Annotated in this window: 24 protein-coding genes; 20 read left to right on the plus strand and 4 right to left on the minus strand. The window is 39.7% G+C overall.

Annotated features, from left to right (window positions below; all coding sequences use genetic code 11):
* Nucleotides 1-174 precede the first annotated feature (174 nt).
* From mvk to tig, 10 genes are all read left to right on the plus strand, one after another.
* A complete protein-coding gene (gene mvk, locus L0P31_RS03045) occupies nt 175-1,053 on the plus strand; it encodes a mevalonate kinase (protein WP_020902966.1) in 879 nt (292 codons plus the stop codon).
* Complete coding sequence (gene mvaD, locus L0P31_RS03050; protein WP_084925917.1) at nt 1,035-1,988, plus strand: diphosphomevalonate decarboxylase; 954 nt, start codon at nt 1,035-1,037, stop codon at nt 1,986-1,988. The genes mvk and mvaD overlap by 19 nt, the downstream gene beginning before the upstream one ends.
* A complete protein-coding gene (locus L0P31_RS03055) occupies nt 1,975-2,982 on the plus strand; it encodes a phosphomevalonate kinase (protein WP_238095686.1) in 1,008 nt (335 codons plus the stop codon). Before mvaD ends, L0P31_RS03055 begins: the two co-directional genes overlap by 14 nt.
* Nucleotides 2,966-3,976, plus strand: coding sequence for a type 2 isopentenyl-diphosphate Delta-isomerase (gene fni / locus L0P31_RS03060; protein ID WP_238095688.1), 1,011 nt, complete (start codon nt 2,966-2,968; stop codon nt 3,974-3,976). The genes L0P31_RS03055 and fni overlap by 17 nt, the downstream gene beginning before the upstream one ends.
* A 77-nt stretch (nt 3,977-4,053) precedes the next feature.
* The gene (gene liaF, locus L0P31_RS03065; protein WP_001224652.1) at nt 4,054-4,752 is read left to right on the plus strand and encodes a cell wall-active antibiotics response protein LiaF; all 699 of its coding nucleotides are present in this window, start codon (nt 4,054-4,056) and stop codon (nt 4,750-4,752) included.
* On the plus strand, nt 4,749-5,747 hold the full coding sequence (locus L0P31_RS03070) for an envelope stress sensor histidine kinase LiaS (RefSeq protein WP_238095690.1): 999 nt from the start codon (nt 4,749-4,751) through the stop codon (nt 5,745-5,747). The genes liaF and L0P31_RS03070 overlap by 4 nt, the downstream gene beginning before the upstream one ends.
* A gap of 10 nt (nt 5,748-5,757) precedes the next feature.
* Complete coding sequence (locus L0P31_RS03075; RefSeq protein ID WP_084888105.1) at nt 5,758-6,390, plus strand: response regulator transcription factor; 633 nt, start codon at nt 5,758-5,760, stop codon at nt 6,388-6,390.
* A gap of 277 nt (nt 6,391-6,667) precedes the next feature.
* A complete protein-coding gene (locus tag L0P31_RS03080; RefSeq protein WP_238095692.1) occupies nt 6,668-7,573 on the plus strand; it encodes a C40 family peptidase in 906 nt (301 codons plus the stop codon).
* A 111-nt stretch (nt 7,574-7,684) separates the two neighbouring features.
* Nucleotides 7,685-8,869, plus strand: coding sequence for a PspC-like choline-binding domain-containing protein (locus L0P31_RS03085; RefSeq protein WP_238095694.1), 1,185 nt, complete (start codon nt 7,685-7,687; stop codon nt 8,867-8,869).
* 222 nt (nt 8,870-9,091) lie between these two features.
* Nucleotides 9,092-10,375: a trigger factor gene (tig, locus tag L0P31_RS03090; RefSeq protein WP_000116485.1), complete on the plus strand. Its 1,284-nt coding sequence runs from the start codon at nt 9,092-9,094 to the stop codon at nt 10,373-10,375.
* A gap of 152 nt (nt 10,376-10,527) precedes the next feature.
* On the opposite strand, the gene recD2 is transcribed toward tig, so the two are convergent.
* The 3 genes from recD2 to rnhC all read right to left on the minus strand — a co-directional run bounded on the left by recD2 (nt 10,528) and on the right by rnhC (nt 14,628).
* Nucleotides 10,528-12,894 carry an SF1B family DNA helicase RecD2 gene (gene recD2, locus L0P31_RS03095; RefSeq protein WP_238095696.1) on the minus strand — a complete coding sequence of 789 codons (2,367 nt, stop codon included), beginning with the start codon at nt 12,892-12,894 and terminating at the stop codon, nt 10,528-10,530.
* Nucleotides 12,895-13,128: 234 nt separating this feature from the next.
* On the minus strand, nt 13,129-13,743 hold the full coding sequence (gene lepB, locus L0P31_RS03100; protein ID WP_004245100.1) for a signal peptidase I: 615 nt from the start codon (nt 13,741-13,743) through the stop codon (nt 13,129-13,131).
* A 3-nt stretch (nt 13,744-13,746) separates the two neighbouring features.
* Entirely contained in the window at nt 13,747-14,628 is an 882-nt protein-coding gene (rnhC, locus tag L0P31_RS03105; protein ID WP_238095698.1) for a ribonuclease HIII, read from the minus strand.
* 86 nt (nt 14,629-14,714) lie between these two features.
* Here rnhC and zapA point away from each other — a divergent pair, with 86 nt between their 5' ends.
* From zapA to L0P31_RS03120, 3 genes are all read left to right on the plus strand, one after another.
* Nucleotides 14,715-15,017: a cell division protein ZapA gene (gene zapA, locus L0P31_RS03110; protein ID WP_000002019.1), complete on the plus strand. Its 303-nt coding sequence runs from the start codon at nt 14,715-14,717 to the stop codon at nt 15,015-15,017.
* Entirely contained in the window at nt 15,014-15,562 is a 549-nt protein-coding gene (locus L0P31_RS03115; RefSeq protein ID WP_004256956.1) for a CvpA family protein, read from the plus strand. Before zapA ends, L0P31_RS03115 begins: the two co-directional genes overlap by 4 nt.
* A 102-nt stretch (nt 15,563-15,664) precedes the next feature.
* Complete coding sequence (locus L0P31_RS03120) at nt 15,665-18,001, plus strand: endonuclease MutS2 (RefSeq protein WP_238095700.1); 2,337 nt, start codon at nt 15,665-15,667, stop codon at nt 17,999-18,001.
* Nucleotides 18,002-18,052: 51 nt separating this feature from the next.
* Here the strand turns inward: L0P31_RS03120 and L0P31_RS03125 are convergent, their stop codons facing one another.
* The gene (locus L0P31_RS03125; protein WP_238095703.1) at nt 18,053-18,982 is read right to left on the minus strand and encodes a helix-turn-helix domain-containing protein; all 930 of its coding nucleotides are present in this window, start codon (nt 18,980-18,982) and stop codon (nt 18,053-18,055) included.
* A gap of 205 nt (nt 18,983-19,187) precedes the next feature.
* Between L0P31_RS03125 and L0P31_RS03130 the strand changes: the two genes are divergently transcribed.
* The 7 genes from L0P31_RS03130 (at nt 19,188) to L0P31_RS03160 (ending at nt 26,517) form a co-directional block, all read left to right on the plus strand.
* The gene (locus L0P31_RS03130) at nt 19,188-19,715 is read left to right on the plus strand and encodes a hypothetical protein (protein ID WP_033686457.1); all 528 of its coding nucleotides are present in this window, start codon (nt 19,188-19,190) and stop codon (nt 19,713-19,715) included.
* 9 nt (nt 19,716-19,724) lie between these two features.
* Nucleotides 19,725-21,263, plus strand: a complete 1,539-nt coding sequence (locus L0P31_RS03135) for an Hsp70 family protein (protein ID WP_238095705.1) — start codon at nt 19,725-19,727, stop codon at nt 21,261-21,263.
* Between the two features lie 12 nt (nt 21,264-21,275).
* Nucleotides 21,276-22,643, plus strand: a complete 1,368-nt coding sequence (locus L0P31_RS03140; protein WP_238095707.1) for a molecular chaperone DnaJ — start codon at nt 21,276-21,278, stop codon at nt 22,641-22,643.
* Between the two features lie 7 nt (nt 22,644-22,650).
* On the plus strand, nt 22,651-23,109 hold the full coding sequence (locus L0P31_RS03145) for a nucleotide exchange factor GrpE (RefSeq protein ID WP_238095709.1): 459 nt from the start codon (nt 22,651-22,653) through the stop codon (nt 23,107-23,109).
* Nucleotides 23,110-23,137: 28 nt separating this feature from the next.
* Nucleotides 23,138-23,947 carry a nuclease-related domain-containing protein gene (locus L0P31_RS03150; RefSeq protein WP_238095711.1) on the plus strand — a complete coding sequence of 270 codons (810 nt, stop codon included), beginning with the start codon at nt 23,138-23,140 and terminating at the stop codon, nt 23,945-23,947.
* A gap of 271 nt (nt 23,948-24,218) precedes the next feature.
* On the plus strand, nt 24,219-24,998 hold the full coding sequence (locus tag L0P31_RS03155; RefSeq protein ID WP_238095713.1) for a hypothetical protein: 780 nt from the start codon (nt 24,219-24,221) through the stop codon (nt 24,996-24,998).
* A gap of 172 nt (nt 24,999-25,170) precedes the next feature.
* Nucleotides 25,171-26,517, plus strand: coding sequence for a PspC-like choline-binding domain-containing protein (locus tag L0P31_RS03160; RefSeq protein ID WP_238095715.1), 1,347 nt, complete (start codon nt 25,171-25,173; stop codon nt 26,515-26,517).
* Nucleotides 26,518-26,544 lie beyond the last annotated feature (27 nt).

Genomic DNA, 26,544 nt, shown 5'->3' on the forward strand with positions numbered 1-26,544 from the left:
AAAATCAAATTCAAACCACGTCAGCGTCGCCTTACCGTAGCTATGGTTACTGACTTCGTCAGTTCTATCCACAACCTCAAAACAGTGTTTTGAGCAACCTGCGGGTAGCTTCATAGTTTGCTTTTTGATTTTCATTGAGTATGAGACGGCTTTTTCGTCTAGCAAAAGGAAAAAATGACAAAAAAAGTTGGTGTCGGTCAGGCACATAGTAAGATTATTTTAATAGGGGAGCATGCGGTCGTTTACGGTTATCCTGCCATTTCTCTGCCTCTTTTGGAGGTGGAAGTGACTTGTAAGGTAGTTCCTGCAGCGAGTCCTTGGCGTCTCTATGAGGAGGATACCTTGTCCATGGCAGTTTATGCTTCTCTGGAGTATTTGGATATCAAAGAATCCTGCATTCGCTGTGAGATTGACTCGGCTATCCCTGAAAAACGAGGAATGGGTTCGTCAGCAGCTATCAGCATAGCGGCCATTCGAGCGGTATTTGACTACTATCAGGCAGAACTGCCTCATGATGTACTAGAAATCTTGGTCAATCGGGCTGAGATGATTGCACATATGAATCCGAGTGGTTTGGATGCCAAGACCTGTCTCAGTGACCAGCCTATTCGCTTTATTAAGAACGTAGGATTTACAGAACTTGAGATGGATTTATCCGCCTATTTGGTGATTGCCGATACCGGTGTTTATGGTCATACTCGTGAAGCCATCCAAGTGGTTCAAAACAAGGGCAAGGATGCCCTGCCGTTTTTGCATGCCTTGGGAGAATTGACCCAGCAGGCAGAGGATGCGATTTCACGAAAAAATGCTGAAGGGCTGGGACAAATCCTTAGTCAAGCGCATTTACATCTAAAAGAAATTGGTGTCAGTAGCCCTGAGGCAGATTCTTTAGTTGAAACGGCTCTTAGCCATGGTGCTCTGGGGTCCAAGATGAGCGGTGGTGGGCTAGGAGGCTGTATCATAGCCTTGGCAGCCGATTTGACACAAGCTCAAGAACTAGCTGAAAGATTAGAAGAGAAAGGAGCTGTTCAGACATGGATAGAGAACCTGTAACAGTACGTTCCTACGCAAATATTGCTATTATCAAATATTGGGGAAAGAAAAAAGAAAAAGAGATGGTGCCTGCTACAAGCAGTATTTCTTTGACTTTGGAGAATATGTACACAGAGACAACCTTGTCATCTCTTCCGACGGATGCAATAGCTGATGCCTTTTATATCAATGGTCAACTACAAAATGAGGCGGAGCATGCCAAGATGAGAAAGATTATCGACCGTTACCGTCCAGAAGGTGAGGGCTTTGTCCGTATTGATACTCAGAACAATATGCCTACCGCAGCAGGCTTGTCCTCAAGTTCTAGCGGTTTGTCCGCCTTGGTCAAAGCTTGCAATGCTTATTTCAAGCTTGGATTGGATAGAAGTCAGTTGGCACAGGAAGCCAAGTTTGCTTCAGGCTCTTCTTCTCGGAGTTTTTATGGACCACTCGGTGCCTGGGACAAGGATAGCGGAGAAATTTACCCGGTAGAGACAGACCTGAAACTAGCTATGATTATGTTGGTGCTAGAGGATAAGAAAAAACCAATCTCTAGCCGTGACGGGATGAAACTTTGTGTGGAAACCTCGACGACCTTTGATGACTGGGTGTGTCAGTCTGAGAAGGATTATCAGGATATGCTGCTTTATCTCAAAGAGAATGACTTTGCCAAGGTTGGGGAATTAACGGAGAAAAATGCCCTGGCTATGCACGCTACGACCAAAACAGCATCACCAGCCTTTTCTTATCTGACCGATGCAAGCTATGAAGCCATGGACTTTGTCCGTCAGCTTCGCGAGCAAGGAGAATCCTGCTACTTTACCATGGATGCAGGTCCCAATGTCAAGGTCCTATGTCAAGAGAAAGACTTGGAGCATTTATCAGAAATCTTCGGTCAGCGTTACCGCTTGATTGTGTCAAAAACAAAGGATTTGAGCCAAGATGATTGCTGTTAAAACTTGCGGAAAACTCTATTGGGCAGGTGAATATGCTATTCTAGAACCAGGGCAGTTGGCCTTGATAAAGGCTATTCCCATCTATATGAGGGGAGAGATTGCTTTTTCTACTCACTACCGTATCTACTCAGATATGTTTGATTTCGCAGTAGATTTGACACCAAATACTGACTATAGCTTGATTCAAGAAACGATTGCTTTAGTGGAAGATTTCCTCGTTTATCGTGGGCAGACCTTGCGACCTTTTTCTTTGGAAATCCGAGGAAAAATGGAACGAGAAGGGAAAAAGTTTGGTCTGGGTTCTAGCGGTAGCATCGTTGTCTTGGTTATCAAGGCTTTGCTGGCTCTGTATAATCTTTCGGTTGATCAGGATCTCTTGTTCAAGCTGGCCAGTGCTGTCTTGCTCAAGCGCGGAGACAATGGTTCTATGGGGGACATTGCCTGTATTGTGGCAGAAGATTTGATTCTCTACCAGTCTTTTGATCGCCAGAAGGTGGCTGCTTGGTTGGAAGAAGAAAACTTGCCGACAGTTTTAGAGCGTGAGTGGGGCTTTTCTATCTCACAAGTGAAACCAACCCTAGAATGTGATTTCCTAGTGGGATGGACCAAGGAAGTGGCTGTATCGAATCACATGGTCCAGCAAATCAAGCAAAATATCAATCAGAATTTTTTAAGCTCCTCAAAAGAAACGGTGGCTGCTTTAGTAGAAGCCTTGGAGCAGGGGGAATCAGAAAAAATTATCGAGCAAGTAGAAGTAGCCAGCCAGCTTTTAGAAGGCTTGAGCGTAGATATTTACACGCCTTCGCTTAGACAGTTGAAAGAAGTCAGTCAAGATTTGCAGGCTGTTGCCAAGAGTAGCGGTGCTGGTGGTGGTGACTGTGGCATTGCCTTGAGTTTTGATGAGCAATCAACTGAAACCCTAAAAAACCGTTGGGCCGATCTGGGGATTGAGCTCTTATACCAAGAAAGGATAGGACATGACGACAAATCGTAAGGATGAGCACATCCGCTATGCCCTTGAGCAGAAAAGTTCCTATAATAGCTTTGATGAGGTGGAGTTGATTCATTCTTCCTTGCCTCTTTACGATCTGGATGAAATCGATCTTTCGACAGAATTTGCTGGTCGAAAGTGGGATTTTCCTTTTTATATCAATGCCATGACAGGTGGGAGTGAAAAAGGTAAAGAAATCAATCAAAAACTAGCTCAGGTGGCGGAAGCCTGTGGTATTTTATTTGTAACGGGTTCTTATAGCGCAGCCCTCAAAGATCCAGCAGATGACTCTTTTTCTGTCAAGTCTGATCATCCAAATCTCCTTCTTGGAACCAATATTGGATTGGACAAGCCTGTTGAGTTAGGACTTCAGACCGTAGAAGAGATGAATCCTCTCCTCCTTCAAGTGCATGTTAATGTCATGCAGGAATTACTCATGCCCGAAGGAGAAAGGAAGTTCAGAAGCTGGCAATCGCATCTGGCAGACTATAGCAAGCAAATCCCCGTTCCTATTGTCCTAAAGGAAGTGGGCTTTGGAATGGATGCCAAGACCATCGAAAGAGCCTATGAACTGGGTGTTCGTACAGTGGATCTATCAGGACGTGGTGGCACCAGCTTTGCTTATATCGAAAACCGTCGCAGTGGTCAACGTGACTACCTCAATCAATGGGGCCAGTCCACCATGCAGGCCCTTATCAATGCCCAAGACTGGAAAGACAAGGTCCAACTCTTAGTTAGTGGAGGTGTTCGCAATCCGCTGGATATGATTAAGTGTTTGGTCTTTGGTGCTAAGGCTGTAGGCCTGTCTCGAACCGTTCTGGAATTGGTTGAAAGCTACACAGTCGAAGAAGTGATTGGCATTGTCCAAGGCTGGAAAGACGACCTGCGTTTGATTATGTGTGCCCTTAATTGTGCCACTATAGCAGATTTACAAAAAGTAGACTATCTTCTTTATGGAAAATTAAAAGAAGCAAAGGATCAGATGAAAAAGGCGTAACCACCGCCTTTTTTTCCATCTTCAGACCGAGGTGACTTTTTTGAATTGTGATAAAATAGAAGGGAGAGGATGTACCTATGAGAAAATTTAAAATCTTTTTATTTATCGAAGCCTGTCTTCTGACAGGAGCTCTGATTTTGATGGTATCAGAGCATTTTTCGCGTTTTCTGCTGATTCTATTCCTCTTTTTGCTTTTGATTCGCTATTACACTGGTAAAGAGGGCAATAATCTTCTTTTAGTGGTGGCAACCATTCTCTTCTTTTTCATCGTCATGCTCAATCCCTTTGTGATTCTAGCTATTTTTGTTGCGGTCATCTATAGCCTCTTTCTTCTTTATCCGATGATGAACCAGGAAAAAGAGCAGACAAATTTGGTTTTTGAAGAGGTGGTAACGGTTAAGAAGGAGAAAAATCGTTGGTTTGGCAATCTCCATCATTTTTCAAGCTACCAGACTTGCCAGTTTGATGATATCAATCTCTTTCGCCTCATGGGCAAGGATACCATTCATCTGGAGAGGGTCATCTTAACTAATCACGATAATGTCATTATCCTCAGAAAGATGGTAGGTACGACCAAAATCATTGTGCCTGTAGATGTGGAAGTCAGTCTCAGCGTTAACTGTCTCTATGGTGATTTGACTTTTTTCAACCAGCCCAAGCGAGCCCTCCGTAATGAACACTATCATCAAGAAACAAGAGACTATCTCAAGAGTAACAAGAGTGTCAAGATTTTCTTGACCACTATGATTGGCGATGTGGAGGTGGTCAGAGGATGAAAAAACAAGCTTATGTAATCATTGCTCTCACCTCCATCTTGTTTGTCTTATTTCTGTCTCACAGCTTGATGGACATCCTTGACTTTGACTGGTCTATTTTCTTGCATGATGTCGCAAAAACAGAAAAATTTGTCTTTTTGTTGTTGGTATTCAGCATGTCCATGACCTTTCTCTTAGCCCTGTTTTGGCGAGGTATTGAAGAGCTTTCTCTAAGAAAAATGCAGGTCAATCTCAAGCGATTATTGGCAGGGCAAGAAGTGGTTCAGGTTGCAGATCCAGATTTGGATACCAGTTTCAAGTCCTTGTCAGGTAAACTTAACCTCTTGACAGAAGCGCTTCAAAAAGCTGAAAATCAGAGTCTTGCTCAGGAAGAGGAAATCATCGAGAAAGAACGGAAGCGGATTGCTCGGGATTTGCACGATACGGTCAGTCAGGAGTTGTTTGCGGCCCACATGATTTTATCAGGTGTCAGCCAGCAGGCTTTGAAACTGAATAGAGAAAAGATGCAGACCCAGTTGCAGAGTGTCACAGCTATTTTAGAAACCGCCCAGAAGGATTTGCGGGTCTTGCTCTTGCATTTGCGACCAGTTGAACTGGAGCAGAAGAGTCTGGTTGAAGGAATCCAAATTCTCTTAAAAGAGCTTGAGGACAAGAGTTATCTCAAGGTCAGTCTCAAGCAAAATGTATCTAAATTGCCTAAGAAAATCGAGGAGCATATCTTCCGTATTCTGCAAGAATTGATCAGCAATACCCTCCGCCATGCCCAGGCCTCTTGTCTGGATGTCTATCTCTATCAGACGGATCTTGAATTGCAGCTGAAGGTGGTGGACAATGGGATTGGTTTCCAGTTAGGGAGTTTAGACGACTTGAGTTATGGACTGCGGAATATCAAGGAGCGAGTCGAAGATATGGCAGGAACGGTTCAACTCTTGACAGCTCCCAAGCAAGGTCTGGCGGTTGATATCCGTATTCCCCTGTTAGATAATGAGTTATAAAGGAGTAGAGATGAAAATTTTACTAGTAGATGACCATGAAATGGTCCGATTGGGCTTGAAAAGCTACTTTGACCTCCAAGATGATGTAGAAGTTGTAGGTGAGGCTGCCAACGGATCTCAAGGCATTGACTTGGCCTTGGAACTGCGTCCAGATGTCATTGTCATGGATATCGTCATGCCTGAGATGAATGGAATTGACGCGACCTTGGCCATCCTCAAAGAATGGCCTGAAGCCAAGATTTTGATTGTGACCTCTTACTTAGACAATGAAAAAATCATGCCTGTCTTAAATGCTGGTGCTAGGGGCTATATGCTCAAGACTTCAAGTGCGGATGAATTGCTGCACGCTGTTCGTAAGGTAGCTACTGGGGAGCTGGCCATTGAGCAAGAGGTCAGTAAGAAGGTCGAATACCACCGCAATCATATAGAACTACATGAGGACTTAACTGCGCGTGAGCGAGATGTGCTTCAACTCATCGCCAAGGGCTACGAAAATCAGCGCATCGCAGACGAACTTTTTATCTCTCTCAAGACGGTCAAGACTCATGTGTCCAATATCCTAGCCAAGCTGGAGGTCAGCGATCGCACCCAGGCAGCAGTTTATGCCTTTCAGCATCACTTGGTGGGGCAGGAAGATTTTTAATTGTTATATAAGAATAATATTGGAGAAATGGCTGAGCTTAGTATCAAAGAAGCGAGCAAGTACCTCTAGCACGATAAAATATTTTTTTCACAATGTTTTATGTTATTTGTTGACATTCATTTTATAGGGGAGTAAAATGAAGCTAAAGATAACTAAAGTAATGTAGTATTTATCAAAGGATATATAAAATCCAAAAGGAGGTTACAGGTATGTCTCCGTAAATTATCAAAATAAGGTCACTAGAGCGTTAAGGGATTTTGAAGAAAGGATTTTTGTCATGAAAAAATATATTACTTATGCAGCTTTATTACTTACTTCAGGAGCTTTGTTATCAACTACTTATGTAGTTAATGCAGAAACTACAACGTCTACCACTAAAGTGACTACATCACAAACAACTTCACAGTATACAAGCGAGAAAGAAGCAATTGATCAACTTGTTAAAGAAGGTAAAATTAAGGTTGAAGATGCAGAACAAGTTAAGTTGGTAGGATTTTCTCCTAGAGAATTAACGCAAGTAGAAGGCGATCAAGAAAAAATAGCATTTAATCAAAATAGAGATGGTAAAGGAACCTGGATGCAAACAGATGGCCGCTGGTGGTTCAAATATACTTCAGGTGGGTATGCTAAACATTGGGAATTCTTAGATGAGAAATGGTATTATTTTGATGATCAAGGTTGGATGAAATCAAATGAGTGGATTAACCCAGATGGTAATTGGTACTATCTTTCAAATGATGGAGCTATGCTAACCGATTACAATAGAGTTAATGGGAAACCTTATTTCTTTAGATCTAACGGTGTTTGCGTAGAAAATAAGGGGCAGGCAATTGCTGAATATGCAGAAACCTTTATAGGTTCATTACCTTATCAATATGGAGCAGCTACATTAAATAAGAGTATCGGTGCTGATTGTTCTGGATTCACTCAAGCAATTCATGCCTGCTTTGATATTTATATTGGTAGAACAACTGGAGAACAAGCTGAAGGAGGGAAATTTATATATAGTGGTTCACAACTTCCTGGAGATTTAATATTGTACAATGGCGACCAAGGTTCAAATCAACATGTAGGTATCTACGTTGGAGGTGGAAAAGTTGTTCATGCTCCAGATAGAGGTCAATATGTTTCTTATATGAATCAATACGGAATGGATCAAAATACAATCCGTAGATATTGGTAATATTGTCTAATTTTTTACAATATTATTGGTTTTGGCTATGAAAAGTATTAGAATATAGCTAAATAAAGAGGTAAGTCCTCTTATAGCTATTCAATATAGGAGGAAATGGCTATGAAAAAATCTAAACTACTTACACTTGGTTTACTTGCAGGTGCTGGTCTACTTTTATCTATCAACCAAGCACAGGCTGCAGATACTTGGGTTAAAAATGGTGCTGACTGGAATCTTTCACAAGATGGCAGTCTAGCTAAGGATAAATGGGTACAAAATGCTGGTTCTTGGTACCACTTCGATAGCGCTGGTAAAATGCAGACAGGTTGGCTCAAAGAAGGCAATACATGGTATTCACTAGCAGATAGTGGCGCTATGCGTACTGGCTGGTACAAGGAAGGTAACACATGGTACTCACTAGCAGATAGTGGCGCCATGCGTACAGGTTGGTACAAAGAAGGATCTACATGGTACTATCTTCATTTTAGTGGTTCTATGATGACAGGTTGGGTGTTCATAGGTGGTAATTGGTATTATTTTGAACAATCAGGTGCAATGGCCTCTGATAGAGTTGTAAATTCTAGTGATGGGACAGGCTATATTCTCGGCAAGGATGGCCATATGTTCACTTTACGAAATAGCCCTTATAAAAATGGTGACATTGTTCGTTTAGGTGATGGATATGAATATCTGATTACAGCAAAATTTGACGGAAATAACTTTACTGATGTTATCGTGGATAAAAACACTTGGTATATCAAACCTGAGTTCAAGAAGTTTTCCGACAAATATGGGGATCAAGTTTCCAATACGATGTTGGCTTTAGTGGATAATAAAGAAGAAGGACAAGAAATTGATCCTAAAGCTGTTATTCGAAATTTCCAAAATCTACCAGGTCGATATTATTTTGGAGCAGATGGTCGTAGAGTGACACCACTTCCAGAGATGACAACTAGATCAGAAATCAAAAAAGTTGGCAATGATCTTTATCTAGAAGACCCAGGTGTACGACTTAGACTTCCATCTACTAACTTCACAATCAATAACAATAAACTATACCATTTAGATAATGGACAAGGTAAGCTTAAAACAGGTTACTTTGTATTGATTGATGACGGTATGTCTACAACCCACTATCATTTCCTTGTATATGCAGACCAATCTGGTGAGGTTCTTAAGATGAAACGCTTGCCATCAAGATTTTCAGATTATTTTGACAAAGAAATCGATGGTTTCTATGGTCAAAAAATTAAGATTACACAGCCAAATAAGTATGAATATTACAAGGTTCTTGTGGTTAAATAATACAAAACGAATCGCCTAATGAGGGATGTATGGGCGATTCGTTTTTTAACTGTAATCAGCCACTACTGAATACCTTTTATAAGATTATATTTGAATTCTAAAGAAAATTAAGAAGAAACCATACTTCCAGCATCATTGAAAAGCGCATTCATTACTTGAAAAAAGTCGCCCAGTTATGTTATAATAGACTGTATTTAAAAAATTTTAAGGAGAAATGACAGAATGTCTGTATCATTTGAAAACAAAGAAACAAACCGTGGTGTCTTGACTTTCACTATCTCTCAAGACCAAATCAAACCAGAATTGGACCGTGTCTTCAACTCAGTGAAGAAATCTCTTAATGTTCCAGGTTTCCGTAAAGGTCACCTTCCACGTCCTATCTTCGACAAAAAATTTGGTGAAGAGTCACTTTACCAAGACGTTATGAACGCTCTTTTGCCAAACGCTTATGAAGCAGCTGTAAAAGAAGCTGGTCTTGAAGTTGTTGCTCAACCAAAAATTGATGTAACTTCAATGGAAAAAGGTCAAGATTGGGTTATCACAGCTGAAGTTGTTACAAAACCTGAAGTAAAATTGGGTGACTACAAAAACCTTGAAGTATCAGTAGATGTAGAAAAAGAAGTAACTGACGCTGACGTTGAAGAGCGTATCGAACGCGAACGCAACAACTTGGCTGAATTGGTTATCAAAGAAGCTGCTGCTGAAAACGGCGACACTGTTGTCATCGACTTCGTTGGTTCTATCGACGGTGTTGAATTTGATGGCGGAAAAGGTGAAAACTTCTCACTTGGACTTGGTTCAGGTCAATTCATCCCAGGTTTCGAAGACCAATTGGTAGGTCACTCAGCTGGTGAAACTGTTGATGTTATCGTAACATTCCCAGAAGACTACCAAGCAGAAGATCTTGCAGGTAAAGAAGCTAAATTCGTGACAACTATCCACGAAGTAAAAGCTAAAGAAGTTCCAGCTCTTGACGATGAGCTTGCAAAAGACATCGATGAAGAAGTTGAAACACTTGCTGAATTGAAAGAAAAATACCGCAAAGAATTGGCTGCTGCTAAAGAAGAAGCATACAAAGATGCAGTTGAAGGAGCAGCAATCGATAAAGCTGTAGAAAACGCTGAAATCGTAGAACTTCCAGAAGAAATGATCCACGAAGAAGTTCACCGTTCAGTTAATGAATTCCTTGGAAACTTGCAACGTCAAGGTATCAACCCTGACATGTACTTCCAAATCACTGGAACTACTCAAGAAGATCTTCACAAACAATACGAGGGAGAAGCTGAGTCACGTACTAAGACTAACCTTGTTATCGAAGCAGTTGCCAAAGCTGAAGGATTTGATGCTTCAGAAGAAGAAATCCAAAAAGAAGTTGAGCAATTGGCAGCAGACTACAACATGGAAGTTGCTCAAGTACAAAGCTTGCTTTCAGCTGATATGTTGAAACACGACATCACAATTAAAAAAGCTGTTGAATTGATTACAAGCACAGCAACAGTTAAATAATCTTATACTCTTCGAAAATCTCTTCAAACCACGTCAGCGTCGCCTTACCGTACTCAAGTACAGCTTGTGGCTAGCTTCCTAGTTTGCTCTTTGATTTTCATTGAGTATTAATAAACAAAAATCCCACCTGAATTGGTGGGTTTTCTTATGCACTATTTTCCAAAAATCTCTTTGAGGTCTGCCTCTGTAATCCCAATCATGGCTGGGATGCTGTCCCAGTTTTCTTCTGTCAGGATGTAGGATTGTTCAGAGTCACTTGATGTGGCAGTTTCAGAGATAGATTGTTGCTTTTCTTCAACATTCTCCAATAAATCACTGAAACGTTCAATCAGATAGGTTTTTCGGGCAGTTCCGATATGTTGGGTAGCATAGTCGAAGGCCTGTAATTCGCCTAGTAAGATAAGCTTGCTTTTGGCGCGTGTAATGGCTGTGTAGATGAGATTGCGCTCCAGCATACGCCTGCTAGCACTGGTGATAGGTAGGATAACAACAGGGAACTCACTTCCCTGCGATTTATGGATACTCATGGCATATGCCAAGCGAATCTTGTACCATTCGTTACGTGGGTAAGAGACTTCGTTGCCGTCAAAATCAATGACAATCTCGTCTTGTTTCGACTCGGTGTATTTACCAGGAATCAGGTCTGTGATGGCTCCTAAATCTCCATTAAAGACATTAATTTCAGCATCATTGACCAGGTGAATGACCTTGTCGCCCTTACGATAATGGCACTGGGGAGCTTCAAAACTAAGTTGGTCTTTTTGTGGTGGGTTAAGGAGGTCTTGCATGAGCTGGTTGATGGCATCAATCCCTGCCGTCCCTCTGTACATGGGAGCCAGAACTTGGATATCACGGGCAGGAATACCACTTCTGAGGGCAGCGCCTAAGATTTTTTCAATCGTAGCTGGAATATGGCCACTAGCAATTTCAAAGTAGGAACGGTCTGCTTTTTTCTGGGTGAAATCAGCTGGCAAGATTCCCTGTCGAATTTGACTAGCTAGGGTGACGATGGTTGATTCTTCGCTTTGTCGGTAAATTTTTTCCAAGCGAGTCTGAGGAATCAAGGAAATATGAAGCAGATCAGCTAGAACTTGACCGGGACTGACAGACGGTAGCTGATCGCTGTCGCCCACGATGAGGATTTTACTGTTAGAAGAGATGTTGGAGAAGAGTTGGTTGGCCAGCCAAGTGTCCACCATGGAGAATTCATCCACGATAATAAAGTCAGCATCTAGATAATCTTCCAGATGACTGGTATCATCGTCGCCTGTCATTCCTAAGTGGCGGTGTATGGTCGCGCTAGGCAAGCCTGTTAATTCGTTCATGCGTCGAGCTGCTCGTCCAGTTGGAGCGGCAAGAAGAATTGGCAGGTTGCTTTTTTTCCTGAGGTCAAGTCCTTCTAAAAGGGCGTAAACAGCGATGATCCCATTGATAACAGTTGTCTTACCAGTACCGGGCCCACCTGTCAGGATAAAGACCTTGTTCTGGATAGCGTCGCAGATAGCTTGTTTTTGAATGCTATCATACTCAATCCCTAGTTCTTGCTCGACAGTAGTGATATGTTTTTGAATAGTTTCTAAATCTTGGCTCTTCTGTTTTCCTTTTTCAAGGATACGAACCAAGTGACTGCGGATGCCTTCCTCAGCGAAAAAGAGGCTATTATCAAAGATTTTGGTATCAATTTGCTGAACCTTGTCTTCTTCGATTAGGTAGGAGAGTTCTTGGGCCACTTGGCTGGGGTCCAGTTCCACGGGACGGGAAGACTCAAGGAGAGTAAGGGTTTGTTCTAGCAAATCTCGTGCTTCAACATAGGTATCCCCTGTTTCCATACAGGCCTGAAAAAGACTGTGAACTAGACCGGCACGGAAGCGTTCAGGAGCCTGACTTTCGATGCCAAGTTCCTCCGCTAGTTGGTCAGCAATAGTAAAGCCCAAGCCCTTGATATCCTCAACCAGTTGGTAGGGATAATTTTCAACCACATCAAGGGTTTCTTCCTTGTAAAAGTCTTGAATCTGAAAGGCTAATTTATTGGGAATGCCGTAGTTGGCTAGTTTGGCTAAAACCATCTCTGTTCCATAGTTGAGACGAAGAGTGGAGACGAAAGCCTCACGATTTTTGGCAGAGAGCCCTGCAATGCCTTCTAGCTTTTCTGGGTGTTGCAGAATTTCGTCAATGGTATTGTCGCCATAGGTATCCACAATTTTCTGAGCAGTCTTGAGACCAATCCCCTTGAAATGGCTACTTGAAAAGTACTTAACCAAGCCCTTGCTAGTTGGTTTTGCGCGTTCATAACGGCTGATTTGCAGTTGTTCCCCATACTTGGAGTGCTGGACAATTTGCCCCCAAAAAGTATAGTCTTCTCCCTCAATCACGTCAGCCATGGTACCCGTGACAATGATTTCAAAATCATCAAAATCCTCTGCGTCTGTATCGTCGATTTCTAGGAGGAGGATGCGATAAAAATTGCTGGGATTTTCAAAAATAATCCGTTCAATGGTTCCTGAAAAATAAACTTCCATAAGATTCCTTTGCATAAATAGGTGAGAGTTAATACTCTTCGAAAATCAAATTCAAACCACGTCAGTTTCGCCTTGCCGTACTCAAGTACAGCCTGCGGCTAGCTTCCTAGTTTGCTCTTTGATTTTCATTGAGTATAACTTTGTTTCTATCCTAGTTAGACTGGGTAGAGAATAATCATCTTCTTACGATAGAAGAAGAGGCTGAGATTGGTGATTCTCGGCCTCTTCGATTTCTTAAAATGTTCCGATACGGGTGATTGGCCAGAAACGGAATTTAGCTTCCCCTGTGATATCTTTTGCTTTAAAAGTACCTACGTGACGACTGTCGCTCGAAACCAAGCGGTCGTCTCCGAGGAGAAGGTATTCTCCTTCTGGGACAGTAAAGCTAAAGTTGGTGTTGTAATTGACATCAACTGTGAAGGCTTGGGCTTTTTCAGCAATACTTCTAAAGAAAGTTCCTTTATTTCCTTCAAAACCCTTGCCTGAGTAAGTGCTTTGGAGTTTGTCATCCTTGAAACGTTTGATGTAGTCAGCTAGGTAAGGTTCGTCCGTCTCTTTGTCATTGATGTAAAGTTTATCGTTTTCGTAACGGATGGTGTCGCCAGGCATTCCGATGACACGCTTGACGATGTCCTTATTACCATCTTCCTCATGGGCAACCACGATATCAAAACGGTCAATAGGGAGGTGTTTGACAACAAAGAGGATTTCGCCATCCGCTAGGGTAGGATCCATGGAATGCCCTTCTACGCGAACATTGCTCCAAAAAAAGATACGACTTAAAGCTAGTAATGACAGAATTAGGAGGAACAATCCCCACTCTTTTAAGAAATTTTTAAATGAATTCATAACTTACCTTTCTAAGCGTTTTTTCGCTTTTTCAGTATTTTTAAAGTGCAGTTTGGCGCAGAAGTTGAGTCCCTGCATACCATAGGCTTGCAAAATCTGGCTAGCTACCTTGTCAGAAGCCGTTCCAGCTCCACTTGGAAGTTGATAGCCCAGTTCTCGTCCCAGATTTTCAAGATTTTCCAGAAAGAGATCACGCGCAATGACAGAAGAAACTGCGACAGCCAAGTATTTGCCCTCAGCCTTTTCTTCTAAGCTGATAGGATTGCTGAAACGATTGGCCTCTTGTGCCAAGTACTTGTCATAATTTTTAGCACTGGTAAAGGCATCAATCACAATTTTCTCAGGCTGAATGCCTTTTTGAAGAAGGAGATAGATAGCCTGGTTATGGAGGGCTACCTTAACAGAAACAGCGTTGTAGCGGTCTCCGATGACCTCGTTGTACTTGCTTGGTGAGAGAAGTAGTGCCTGGTGCTGGATTTTTTCTTTGAGGATAGGGGCAATCTGACGGATCTTTTGGTCGGTCAGAGTTTTAGAATCTCCCACACCGAGTTTTCGTAAGAAATCATGCTGGTCAGGTGTGACAAAGGAAGCCACAACTGCAAGTCCACCAAAGTAGGAACCATTTCCAACCTCATCTGTCCCAATCAAAGGGAGATTTTGTCCGCTGGTTTCCTCTACAACTTGATAGCCAAAGAAACTGGCGTATTTCTCAGCTCCTTCACCCTGAAGCAAGACCTTTCCAGAAGTATAGATAGAAACCGTTGCTTGAGGTAGTCGCAAAAAGTAGCGGATATAGGGATTCTTGCTGGGAGCCAGACTGCTTTGATAGTGTTCAAGAAAAGCCTGAATCTCCTTTTCGCTTGGTGTGAGTGTTATACTTGCCATAGTTTCTATTGTACCACAAAAGCAGGCAAATTTGTAAAAACTGACAAAATTAGCGAATTTTGGTATAATATCGTGAGGTGAATTTTATGGCAAATCTAAATCGATTCAAATTTACATTCGGGAAAAAATCATTAACCTTGACAAGCGAACATGATAATCTCTTTATGGAGGAAATCGCTAAGGTTGCGACAGAAAAATACCAAGCAATTAAAGAACAAATGCCTAGTGCAGACGATGAAACCATCGCTCTTTTGTTGGCGGTCAACTGTTTATCAACTCAGCTCAGCCGTGAGATTGAATTTGATGATAAGGAGCAAGAATTAGAAGAACTCCGTCACAAGCTTGTGACTTGTAAGCAAGAACAGAGCAAGATTGAGGATTCCTTATGATTTCACTCCTTCTTCTATTGGTCTTGGCTTGGGGATTTTATATCGGCTATCGGAGAGGCCTGCTCTTACAGGTTTATTACCTGATTTCAGCTATGGCATCTGCTTTTGTGGCTGGCCAGTTTTATAAGGGGCTTGGAGAACAATTTCATTTGTTGGTCCCTTATGCAAATCCGCAGGAAGGTCAGGGAACTTTCTTTTTCCCATCGGATCAACTCTTTCAATTGGATAAGGTCTTTTATGCAGGTATCGGCTACTTGCTTGTATTTGGGATTGTCTATAGCATTGGTCGTTTGCTTGGTCTCCTCTTGCACTTGATTCCTAGTAAAAAACTGGGTGGCAAGTTGTTCCAAGTTTCAGCAGGTATCTTGTCCATGTTGGTGACCTTATTTGTCTTGCAAATGACCTTGACCATCTTGGCGACCATTCCCATGGCAGCTATACAAAATCCTCTTGAAAAGAGTATCGTCGCAAAACACATCATCCAGAGCATACCGGTAACAACCAGTTGGCTCAAACAAATCTGGGTGACAAATTTAATCGGATAAAAAGGGCAGGAATTTTCCTAGCCCTTTGTTTACAGATTGACTAGAATCTATCAGAATGTAAAAAGTTACTACACCTAGACATTCAAAGACAAGGAAATAAAGATGAATAAGAAAATATTAGAAACATTAGAGTTCAATAAGGTCAAGGCCTTGTTTGAACCTCATTTGTTGACAGAGCAGGGCTTGAATCAACTGAGACAGCTGGCTCCGACTGCCAAAGCGGATAAAATCAAACAGGCTTTTGCTGAGATGAAGGAAATGCAGGCACTCTTTGTTGAGCAACCGCATTTCACGATTCTCTCAACTAAGGAAATTGCAGGAGTCTGCAAGCGGTTGGAAATGGGGGCGGACCTCAATATCGAGGAGTTCCTACTCTTGAAGCGTGTACTTCTTTCCAGCCGAGAACTGCAAAGTTTTTATGCCAATCTGGAAAATGTCAGCTTGGAAGAATTAGCTCTTTGGTTTGAGAAATTACATGATTTTCCGCAATTACAAGGAAATCTCCAAGCCTTTAATGATGCAGGTTTCATTGAAAATTTTGCCAGTGAAGAATTGGCGCGCATCCGTCGAAAAATCCATGATAGCGAGAGTCAAGTACGAGATGTTTTACAGGACCTGCTCAAGCAAAAAGCGCAGATGTTGACAGAAGGAATCGTTGCCAGCAGAAATGGTCGTCAGGTTTTACCAGTCAAAAACACCTACCGTAATAAGATTGCAGGTGTTGTTCATGATATTTCTGCCAGCGGAAACACCGTCTATATCGAACCCCGTGAGGTGGTCAAACTGAGCGAAGAAATCGCTAGTCTGAGAGCAGATGAGCGTTATGAAATGCTTCGCATTCTCCAAGAAATCTCGGAGCGTGTCCGCCCTCATGCGGCTGAGATTGCCAATGACGCTTGGATTATCGGTCATCTAGACTTGATTCGTGCCAAGGTTCGTTTTATCCAAGAGAGGCAAGCGGTCGTTCCTAAGTTATCAGAAAATCAGGAGATCCAACTGCTCCATGTCTGCCATCCTTTGGTCAAAAATGCGGTCGCAAATGATGTCCATTTTGGCCAAGATTTAACAGCCATTGTCATTACAGGTCCCAATACAGGTGGTAAGACCATCATGCTCAAAACTCTGGGCTTGACACAGGTTATGGCTCAGTCAGGATTGCCGATTTTAGCAGACAAGGGAAGTCGTGTGGGTATTTTTGAAGAAATCTTTGCTGATATTGGCGATGAGCAGTCTATTGAGCAGAGCTTGTCTACCTTCTCTAGTCACATGACCAATATTGTGGATATTCTTGGCAAGGTCAATCAACATTCACTCTTACTCTTGGATGAGTTGGGGGCTGGTACAGACCCTCAAGAAGGAGCCGCCCTTGCCATGGCTATTCTGGAGGACCTTCGCCTGCGTCAGGTCAAGACCATGGCGACTACCCACTATCCGGAGCTCAAGGCCTATGGTATAGAGACAGCCTTTGTGCAAAATGCCAGCATGGAGTTTGATACTGCGACTCTTCGCCCGACCTATCGATTTATGCAGGGTGTGCCTGGCCGAAGCAATGCCTTTGAAATTGCCAAACGTCTAGGCCTATCTGAAGTTATTGTAGGGGATGCCAGCCAGCAGGTCGATCAGGACAATGATGTCAATCGGATTATTGAGCAACTGGAAGAGCAGACGCTGGAAAGCCGTAAACGCTTGGACAATATCCGTGAGGTGGAGCAAGAAAATCTCAAGATGAATCGTGCTCTCAAAAAACTCTACAACGAGCTCAATCGTGAAAAGGAAACTGAGCTTAACAAGGCGCGTGAACAGGCTGCTGAGATTGTGGACATGGCCCTAAGTGAGAGTGACCAGATTCTCAAGAATCTCCACAGTAAATCTCAACTCAAACCCCACGAAATCATTGAAGCCAAGGCCAAGTTGAAAAAATTGGCTCCTGAAAAAGTAGACCTATCTAAAAACAAGGTTCTTCAAAAGGCCAAGAAAAAACGTGCTCCAAAGGTGGGAGATGATATCGTTGTTCTCAGTTATGGACAGCGTGGTACCTTGACCAGTCAACTCAAAGATGGCCGCTGGGAAGCCCAAGTTGGCTTGATTAAGATGACTTTGGAAGAGAAAGAGTTTGACCTTGTTCAAGCCCAGCAAGAAAAGCAAGTCAAGAAGAAACAGGTCAATGTTGTGAAACGAACTTCTGGGCGAGGACCTCGAGCCAGACTGGACCTTCGAGGCAAGCGCTATGAAGAGGCTATGAATGAGCTAGATGCCTTTATCGACCAAGCCCTGCTTAACAATATGGCTCAAGTTGATATCATTCATGGTATCGGAACAGGTGTCATCCGTGAAGGTGTCACCAAATACCTACAAAGAAACAAACATGTCAAGAGTTTTGGCTATGCTCCACAAAATGCTGGAGGCAGTGGTGCGACTATTGTGACCTTTAAAGGATAAGAAAAAGCCTGAGGAAATACATGATTCCTCAAGCTTTTTTTGATTTTTAGACTAGATATCTAAAGGCTGTCCAGTGTGATTGAGCTGTGTGACAGTAACAAAGAAATCCTCTCTCATTCGAGTCAGAAGTTGATTTGGATAGACCTTTTCAAAGTTATCAAGACTGGCAAAGATATGCTTAGCAAGCTCTAGACCTCTGACATCGTCTTGTCTGAGAAAATTATTAGCACGTTCCATGGAAATGCTAATCATCTCTGTCATCTTGGTACTCAGTAGAGGGAAAGCATTAATCACTTCCAAGGTTTTCACTGCTAAATTCTCAGCCTTATCATAGTAACCATTAACAGAGTAATGCTTGATAGCAGTTCTTAAGCAGGCAATATAGTAGTCAGCAGTACGGATTGAATGGTATTCAGTCTGTTTTTTTAGAGTATCTAATAAGTGGTAGAGCCTGTAATCTAAAAATTCGATTGAAAAGTGAGGCAGGATAGATGAAAAGATATTGACCTCAATTTTGTTCCAGTCGTCCAATTCACTCAGATAGTTCTTGATATATTCTAATTCTTGATAATCTTTTGGAGTCAGAAAAGAATTGCCAATGATGTTTGCGATAGCAAATTTATTGACTACACGATTGGCAATCACATAGTGTTCAGCGATCCCAGGATTTTCCATGGGTTGATTAATCAAACTAATGATCTTTTTAAATTCACGCTTATAGGCCAAATCAGCAACTTGAGCCTGTAATTTATGAAATTCAGTTGGAAACATCTGCGTTTTGAGACTATCAAAGGTCTCTTTATCAATTCCAATATTAGAAAGAATCTCTTCAAATTTTTGAATGGTTATTCGAGATTTCCCTTGTTCAAACTGACGTAAAAAGTGAGGAGTCACTGTAGTCCCAGCAGCTTCCTTTTGTGTAAATCCTCTCTCCTCACGAATAGCCTTATAGACTAATCCATAAATACTTTCATCTTGCATCCTAAAGCTCCTCGAGTCCTTTTTTCTATTCTATCATAATTCTACCAATTTTTAAGGTAATTTTAAGAAAAAAGTAATTATAGTTACGTTTTTTCGGGGGGGGTAATTGTTCAATAAAGGTAAATATAAATACGCTTTTCGTAAATAAGGTAAATAGCATGCTATACTGTAACCGTAAACAATTAAATCTTAAAGGAGATTGTTGATGATTAAATACAAAGAATTGGAAAGTTATATAGATGAATGGAGATATTATTCCGATGAGAATAATCCTAGATTAGATTTAGAATATTGTAAGACGAAAATTGTTGAAAAAGCAAAAGAGTTTGATCTTCCTTGTAAAATTGATGAAGAACAAATAAAACTCGGTGGTTTGTTTAATAAAGAGATTGAAGAATGTCTAGTTATTTCACACCCAAATCACCAGAAAGACTATGTAAAGTTTTGTTTTCGTTTAAAAAACCAAGGATCAGTACAGCTTCTGACTATAGATACTTTAGGTGAGAGTAAACAATTAAAAAAATACTACATATCAGAAGATAATAAAAGATTCAGGGAAGCAATTAGAGAATCGGATTTGTCATTGGGTCAGAAATTAGGAGCTCAACTTAGTAATTTAACAGTTAGCAGTCTTAGAACTTTGGGGAAAAATCAGAGCAAGATTGATGCAGAATTAAAATACTGTGAGTTTTTAACAGAAATACTAACACAGTTTAAATCAAATAATGATTAGGAGTGAAATATGAGTAAAGCAATTGGAATTGATTTAGGAACGACTTATTCAGCAGTATCTGTATTATCAGAGACTGGACAACCACAAATTTTATTGAATCAAGATGGTGAAAATTTAACTCCATCTGTTGTATTCTTTCAGGATTTTGATGGGAAAGATGAACCACTTGTTGGTATTCAAGCTAAAAATTTGGCAGCAAGTCGTCCTGAAGCAGTTGTACAGTATGTCAAAAGACAGATGGGAAATCCAAACTGGAAGTTTGATTCTCCTAGTGATACTGTTTATACAGCAGAGGAAATTTCAGCAATCATTTTAAAAAGATTAAAAGAAGGAGCAGAAAATGCACTTGGTGACAAGGTAGAGGATGTTGTAATAACTGTTCCAGCTTATTTTGATGATGCTCGTAGAACAGCAACGAAACATGCTGGAGAAATTGCTGGACTCAATGTTTTACGAGTTTTAAATGAACCGACAGCCGCTGCACTTGCATATGGTATATCAGCAGAAAAAAATGAGACAGTATTGGTATACGATTTAGGTGGTGGAACTTTTGACGTCACATTAATGAAAATAAAAGATGGCGAGTTTGATGTTATTGCCACCGATGGAGATCGTAATCTAGGAGGGTTTGATTTTGATAACGCCTTATCAATGATTATTGCTGAAAAGATGGAAGAACAGGGAGCAGAGGATATTTATACGGATGAACATTTTACTGCCTTACTTCGTGAAAAATCAGAGAATACAAAGAGAGGACTAACAACTGTAGAAAAAACAAATGTCTTTCTCGACTATAAAGGAAAAAGTTATAAAATTCCTATAACACGTGTAGAATTTGAAGAAGCAACAAAAAGTCTAATGAATCGTACAGAGGAGCTGTTAGATGATGTTGTTGAAGAATCTGGAATGTCATGGGATGAAATTGACCAAGTACTATTAATAGGTGGTTCAACTCGAATGCCAATGGTACAAAGAAAATTGGAAGAGAAAATTGGGAAGAAGATTGTATATTCTATTAATCCAGATGAAGCTGTAGCACAAGGAGCAGCTATTCAGGCAGCATTGGAAATTGCTAATAAATCAGAAAGTGCAGATGTTAGTGAAACAGTTCGTGGATTAGCAGAAAAGTTAGTTGTTTCGGATATCACTTCTCAAGCCTTGGGAACTTTGGCACTTTCGAATGGTGTGAAAAGAAATACAATTATTATTCCTAAAAATTCCAAGGTACCGAACAAGTACTCTGAGTATTTTTCAACAGTTGTAGATAATCAACAAAATGTGTTAGTAGAGGTTACTCAAGGGGATGACGAGGATCCACAATTTGTTACGGTTATAGGAGAGAGTACCATTAAATTACCAGGTGACTGGCCAGCAGGAACGGTTTTGAAGGTAACTTATCATTATGATGTTGATCAAACAGTATTTGTAGAGGTACATGATTCGGATAATCACTTATTGGGAACTTTTGAGGTAGAGAGACAAGCAAATCTCGATAAAAGTGCTGTAGAAGTAGCTAGTCGTAAAATAAAAGATTTAACTATTGATTAGAGGAGGAACACAATGTCGGTCATAAACTATTATGAAGAGTTAGGGATTTCAGAAACAAGTTCATTAGATGATGTTAAAAAAAGTATCAAGTCAAATAGAAGACGCTATCGCCAGTTGACAGGTTCACCAAATATTGATCAAAGATCAATGGCTGAGAGAAAGATGGAAGTCATTGCACAGGCAGAAAAAGTATTTGAAAGTGAAGAAACCAGACAAAAATATGATAGGGAATTAGAAATTTCTAAACAAAGTTCTGAAGGAGTCCCTGATTCGACTCCAACTAATCATTCAAATTCAAGCTATCTTGATTCTGCTAGGCAGGCCTTCTATTCAGGAAAGAAATCATTAGCTTATTCCTACATCGAAGAAGCCTTAAAAATAAATCGAAATGATGCGGATGTTTGGTATTTTAAGGCTATGATTAGCCTCGAAGATAGAAAGTTATCAGATGCAGAGCTAGCTATTAGTGAAGCTAATAGATTGAGACCTAAAAATGCAGATATCTTATCCTTGTTAGGTGATGTTTATTGTGAAAAAGATCAACAAAAATTTGCAATTCAGTACTATCAGGAAGCTTTTGAACTATCTAATAATTCCTTTTATCTTTTGAAAAAGGGGAGATCTCTATTTTTATTTGATCAGTATAAACAGGCAGCAAAAGATGTTCGATATCTGTATGATCATTATTTAGAAGAAAATAAAAATAATGAAGAATATATTTATTACCTTTTATCATGCTCTTATAGAGAAATTGGAGATAATGAGGAAGCCTATAATTTTGCAAGGAAATTAGTAGATGTTTCGGATTCACTAGAGCATAAACTACACTATGCAGGTATTCTTCTTTTGAAATCTGAAGATGAGTGTGAGAATTATTTAGATACCTTAAACGAACGCTATAGTAACAATCACGATTTCCAGCAAGTGTATTTTAAGTTACTATTAGATATTACGATAGAGCGTATGAAAAAAGCACCTGATACAGACGTCGAAGCTTTCTTTAGAAAATATATCGATCGAACAAGATATGAAAATAAAGCAGTTTTAGATAATAAGGCGCGTGTTCGAATTGCAGAAGCGTACTTGGCCAAGGCACAAAGCTTAGGTATTGAGAATAAAATTAGAGATAATGATTTTTACAATGAATTTATTGAAAATAAAAATTATATCAATTATGCCACAACACGCCATTCACAAGGTATGGGATGTCTCATGTTCATCTTAGTTTTTGCAGCCAATTGGTTTTTGAGTGGTTTCTTTGATAAGTTTGTAAATAGCTTTTGGATTAGTAACGCATTAAGTTTGGCATTGTTATCAAATATTGTCTTGTATTACAATTACCCTAAAGGATGGCAAATAAATAGAAGAAAGAAAGGATAAAGTTTTTATGAGTGAAGAAGTATTGCATGAAAAAGTTTCGTATATCGTAGATAAAGTTGAAGATATTGAATCTTTAATTACACGCCGTTTATTAGAAGATAAAGCAAAAAATAGTCTGATTGAAGAACTGAAGCAGTATTTAATCTATAGACAGGATTTAGATAAGGGTGAGAAATTTGCTCCATTTATGAAACAGATTCTTCAAGTTATTGATCGTATTGAATCATCTGAAGAAAAATCAGATTTGCTTACTTCAATTGCTGAAGAACTGCTGCAAATTCTTTCATTGAATGGATTACAAGTTATTGATAATAGTGGTATGATTGACCCAAGTATGCATGAGGTTGTTAATACAGTAGCAGCTGCTGATGAACAAAGTGAAAATAATATTGTTGAAGTATTGCAAAAAGGATATTTGTTAAATAATAGGGTTCTTAGACCAAGTAAAGTGACTATTGCTAAATAAGGTATTTTTTTAGGAGGTGGAGAAATTGTTGCGCTTTTTTAAGCATCGCAGAAGTATACTATATTTTATATTAGGATTTCTTTGGGGCAGAAGACAGAATGCTAAGGTTTCTCCAGAACCACCTACTCCTTCTACACCTAAACATAGTGAACTTCCCAGTATTTCCAAGGCAACTCATAATGGTAAAATGACAGGATTTGAGCCACAAAAGCTTAAGAATTATCAACTTTATCAGCATGAATTGATGTTTGGAGAACCTGGAAAAGGATTGAATAAATCAGGATTCGATGAATCTGCAGTTAATCTTGGTCAAGAGGGTGAAATCAATTTTGCTAAAGCATTACAAAAAAAGGGGCTTTTAGAAAAACTAGTTACCTTTTGGTCTGTTCACAATCTCAATTTAGAAGATGAAAGGGTAGATGCAGATATTGATTGTGTTATTGTTTCTGGATCTACAATTTGGTTAGTAGATTTAAAATTTTATGCTTCAGGAAATGTGATTTATAGAGAAGCGGATGGTTTATTGTACACTATAGACAGTGCTACAGGAGCTCAAATAGGCAGACCTAAAAAAATGTCCCCTAACATGTCTTATGCAGAAGAAAGCTTTTCCCATAAATTTGCAAATTTATTAAAATATTATCGCTTGGAAACACGTGTTGTCTTGATGCCTACCTATAAGGGTGCAGGTAGATTGGATAATGTCTTTTGGCCAGGCCATATTAAGGCTGTTAGTCTAGAAGAGATGTTAGATGAGTTATCTAGGGAAGATAAGTTTAGGGATACAATTGGTGGACAGATGATTCGGCAGACATTTAATTTGCTTTTGAAACGCTAAATCATGTAAAAACAATAAAGGATTTGATGTTATAGATTTTTTATATGAGTTATATTTCAAGAATAATATGAGCCGAATTGAATTTACTAGAACTTATACAATCCAGTAAAATATTTCTAAGGAAGTAGAAGGAAGTATTAGAAATTATTTTAATCAGTTTAGATTAATATATACCTACAAATTATTAAACAAATATAGGGGGGATTCTGCTTGAAGATTGTCATGGTTTTAAGAAACGATAAATTGGATGGATAGGAGAGCTGGAATTTATATGAGAACAAACATTTTAAAATTAAGTCAATTCTTGAATATTTTCTATTTAAAAATTGCTTTACTAATATTCTCGTGCTTGTATTTTATCGCTCCATGGTTCATTGTATTAAAGGATTTTGAAACATATAAAGTTCAATATCCAGCTGTTATTGGAATAGCTGAGTTTATCGTTTTAACATCTTTCTTAATTTTTGTATATATTTTTTTACCTATCTTCTGTGTGATTTTTCTATATAAAATAATTGTGGGCAGTATTAATGTAAGACGTTGTTTGATACAGATAAAGAATTACAAATTCTATATGATTGTTTTGAATAGAATACCACTACATACATTTATAGTTTATTTTTCATCATTATTGTTATGGTTAATGTATCTTACAAAACCAGTGGATGTGAGTAATGCTTTACCTTTGCCAATTATCTTACCTCTTGAAAAGATAAATCCCTTCTATATGATTCTAGGATATTGGCTCTTAAATAAGAGATGTGAATATCAGTTGCATCAGTACCTTTATCCTGTAATGAAAGGGAGTTCTCATGATGGTAGAATTTATGCACTTCCAGAGGAACTTTTTATCTGGAATAGGAATAGAAGTCAAAAAATTGGTAAGTGGAAACGAGATAGAAGGTATAATACGACCACCGATCTAGTAGAAGCTCAAATTGGTTACAGTAAGTTTCCATTTTTTTTACTGGCAACAAAATGGTCAGTAGATCCTTATGATCAAAACTGGACAATAGGAGAAAAGGCATATTTGACGAGTAGGTGGAAATGATAAAATAGAAAATCTTTACTTTAATATGAGAAAGCCTAAGTCTAGCTTCTCTTTCATAAAAAGTTAGTTTAAAAATCAAATAAAGTATAAACACAGATACTCTTTTCGTCAATATGGTAAAGTCCATACCATGCTATAACCGTAAACAATAAAAATATAAAGGAGATTGTTGATGAAAAAATACATTTTACTCGCTTCTGCTGTTTTAGCGGTGGGTCTTGCTACTACAACAAGTGATACAAATCCTTTCTTTGTATCAACAGTTAGAGCGGATGAACAAACGCTGACTACAGCTGCAAAATACTATATTCTTGTTCCGAAGGATTCAGAAGTCTTTAAAAATTGGAAGGGAACTGTCAATCGTCCTATTATTTCTGCTACAAAAACTACTCCAGAATTATCTTATTTCGAAGAATCTAATCGCAACTATATAGCTAATGAGAATAAATCTGGTGCAAATTACATAGAGTGGAAGGGGACTGTAGAAGAGTTTAAAGATGCTGTTAAGAAGCTGACTGGTAAAACAACAGCTGCCTCAATTCCAAAGACTTCTAACCAATCAACAACAAGTCAAAAAGATGGCTGGTCGGGTTCGTCCTACTACCAAAATGGTACTAAAGTTACCAGTAAGTGGATTTTCGATAAGAACTATAATTCCTACTTCTACCTAGATGCTTCAGGTAATTATGTTCAAAATGCATGGGAAGGTGATTACTATCTTAAGTCAGGTGGCTACATGGCTAAGAAGGAGTGGATCTATGATAAGAACTATGGAGCTTATTATTACTTAACCTCAGATGGCTACTATGCCCGCAATACTTGGGTGGGCAACTATTATCTCAAGTCAAATGGTAAGATGGCTAAAGGTGAATGGATCTATGATAACAACTACAAATCCTATTACTATTTGACATCAGAAGGTAGTTATGCTCGCAACACTTGGTCAGGTAACTATTATTTGAAGTCAAATGGTAAGATGGCTAAGGGTGAGTGGATTTATGACAATAACTACAGTTCTTACTATTACTTAACATCAGAAGGTAGCTATGCTCGTAATACTTGGGTAGGCGACTATTATCTCAAGTCAAACGGTAAGATGGCAGTGAATGAACGTACCCCAGATGGTTATCAAGTTGATGGCTCAGGCAAGTGGAATCGCTCTCAGGGAACGACTTCTATAGCTAGCAGTTCACAAGCAACATCATTAGGCATAAGCCTTTACCATGTCAATGATGCTATGACTTATATCGATATCGCTCTACCTAGTACTCCATCTTCATCTTATAAAGTAGACTATGATTTTGCCTTAGTTGATGCAAATACAGGTTCAGTTTCTACACAAACTCAGTTTACTGTGACCTATAATCCAAGTCTACGTGCCTTTCAAACTCGTCACTTCTTTAGTGCCACTCCAGATGGAAGTTATCGCTTTGTTATCAAAGGAAAAGGACAAGATGGCAAGATATACGATGGACAATCTGTTGTCTTTCGTGTAAAGAATCATCGTTTTGTCGGATAGATAAATGTTGCGCTTTAAACAAATAAA

The sequence above is a fragment of the Streptococcus mitis genome (assembly GCF_022137125.1).
Taxonomy (GTDB): Bacteria; Bacillota; Bacilli; order Lactobacillales; family Streptococcaceae; genus Streptococcus; species Streptococcus mitis_CE.

What these genes read in the sequence shown, in the direction of transcription:
- L0P31_RS03080 (WP_238095692.1), top strand. Translation starts at nt 6,668, where the DNA reads ATGAAAAAATATATTACTTATGCAGCTTTATTACTTACTTCAGGAGCT.
- L0P31_RS03160 (WP_238095715.1), top strand. Translation starts at nt 25,171, where the DNA reads ATGAAAAAATACATTTTACTCGCTTCTGCTGTTTTAGCGGTGGGTCTT.
- L0P31_RS03120 (WP_238095700.1), top strand. Translation starts at nt 15,665, where the DNA reads ATGAATAAGAAAATATTAGAAACATTAGAGTTCAATAAGGTCAAGGCC.
- L0P31_RS03135 (WP_238095705.1), top strand. Translation starts at nt 19,725, where the DNA reads ATGAGTAAAGCAATTGGAATTGATTTAGGAACGACTTATTCAGCAGTA.
- mvaD (WP_084925917.1), top strand. Translation starts at nt 1,035, where the DNA reads ATGGATAGAGAACCTGTAACAGTACGTTCCTACGCAAATATTGCTATT.
- recD2 (WP_238095696.1), bottom strand. Translation starts at nt 12,894, where the DNA reads ATGGAAGTTTATTTTTCAGGAACCATTGAACGGATTATTTTTGAAAAT.
- L0P31_RS03155 (WP_238095713.1), top strand. Translation starts at nt 24,219, where the DNA reads ATGAGAACAAACATTTTAAAATTAAGTCAATTCTTGAATATTTTCTAT.
- mvk (WP_020902966.1), top strand. Translation starts at nt 175, where the DNA reads ATGACAAAAAAAGTTGGTGTCGGTCAGGCACATAGTAAGATTATTTTA.
- L0P31_RS03140 (WP_238095707.1), top strand. Translation starts at nt 21,276, where the DNA reads ATGTCGGTCATAAACTATTATGAAGAGTTAGGGATTTCAGAAACAAGT.
- fni (WP_238095688.1), top strand. Translation starts at nt 2,966, where the DNA reads ATGACGACAAATCGTAAGGATGAGCACATCCGCTATGCCCTTGAGCAG.
- L0P31_RS03055 (WP_238095686.1), top strand. Translation starts at nt 1,975, where the DNA reads ATGATTGCTGTTAAAACTTGCGGAAAACTCTATTGGGCAGGTGAATAT.
- tig (WP_000116485.1), top strand. Translation starts at nt 9,092, where the DNA reads ATGTCTGTATCATTTGAAAACAAAGAAACAAACCGTGGTGTCTTGACT.
- L0P31_RS03130 (WP_033686457.1), top strand. Translation starts at nt 19,188, where the DNA reads ATGATTAAATACAAAGAATTGGAAAGTTATATAGATGAATGGAGATAT.
- lepB (WP_004245100.1), bottom strand. Translation starts at nt 13,743, where the DNA reads ATGAATTCATTTAAAAATTTCTTAAAAGAGTGGGGATTGTTCCTCCTA.
- L0P31_RS03070 (WP_238095690.1), top strand. Translation starts at nt 4,749, where the DNA reads ATGAAAAAACAAGCTTATGTAATCATTGCTCTCACCTCCATCTTGTTT.
- liaF (WP_001224652.1), top strand. Translation starts at nt 4,054, where the DNA reads ATGAGAAAATTTAAAATCTTTTTATTTATCGAAGCCTGTCTTCTGACA.
- rnhC (WP_238095698.1), bottom strand. Translation starts at nt 14,628, where the DNA reads ATGGCAAGTATAACACTCACACCAAGCGAAAAGGAGATTCAGGCTTTT.
- L0P31_RS03075 (WP_084888105.1), top strand. Translation starts at nt 5,758, where the DNA reads ATGAAAATTTTACTAGTAGATGACCATGAAATGGTCCGATTGGGCTTG.
- L0P31_RS03115 (WP_004256956.1), top strand. Translation starts at nt 15,014, where the DNA reads ATGATTTCACTCCTTCTTCTATTGGTCTTGGCTTGGGGATTTTATATC.
- L0P31_RS03125 (WP_238095703.1), bottom strand. Translation starts at nt 18,982, where the DNA reads ATGCAAGATGAAAGTATTTATGGATTAGTCTATAAGGCTATTCGTGAG.
- L0P31_RS03085 (WP_238095694.1), top strand. Translation starts at nt 7,685, where the DNA reads ATGAAAAAATCTAAACTACTTACACTTGGTTTACTTGCAGGTGCTGGT.
- L0P31_RS03145 (WP_238095709.1), top strand. Translation starts at nt 22,651, where the DNA reads ATGAGTGAAGAAGTATTGCATGAAAAAGTTTCGTATATCGTAGATAAA.
- zapA (WP_000002019.1), top strand. Translation starts at nt 14,715, where the DNA reads ATGGCAAATCTAAATCGATTCAAATTTACATTCGGGAAAAAATCATTA.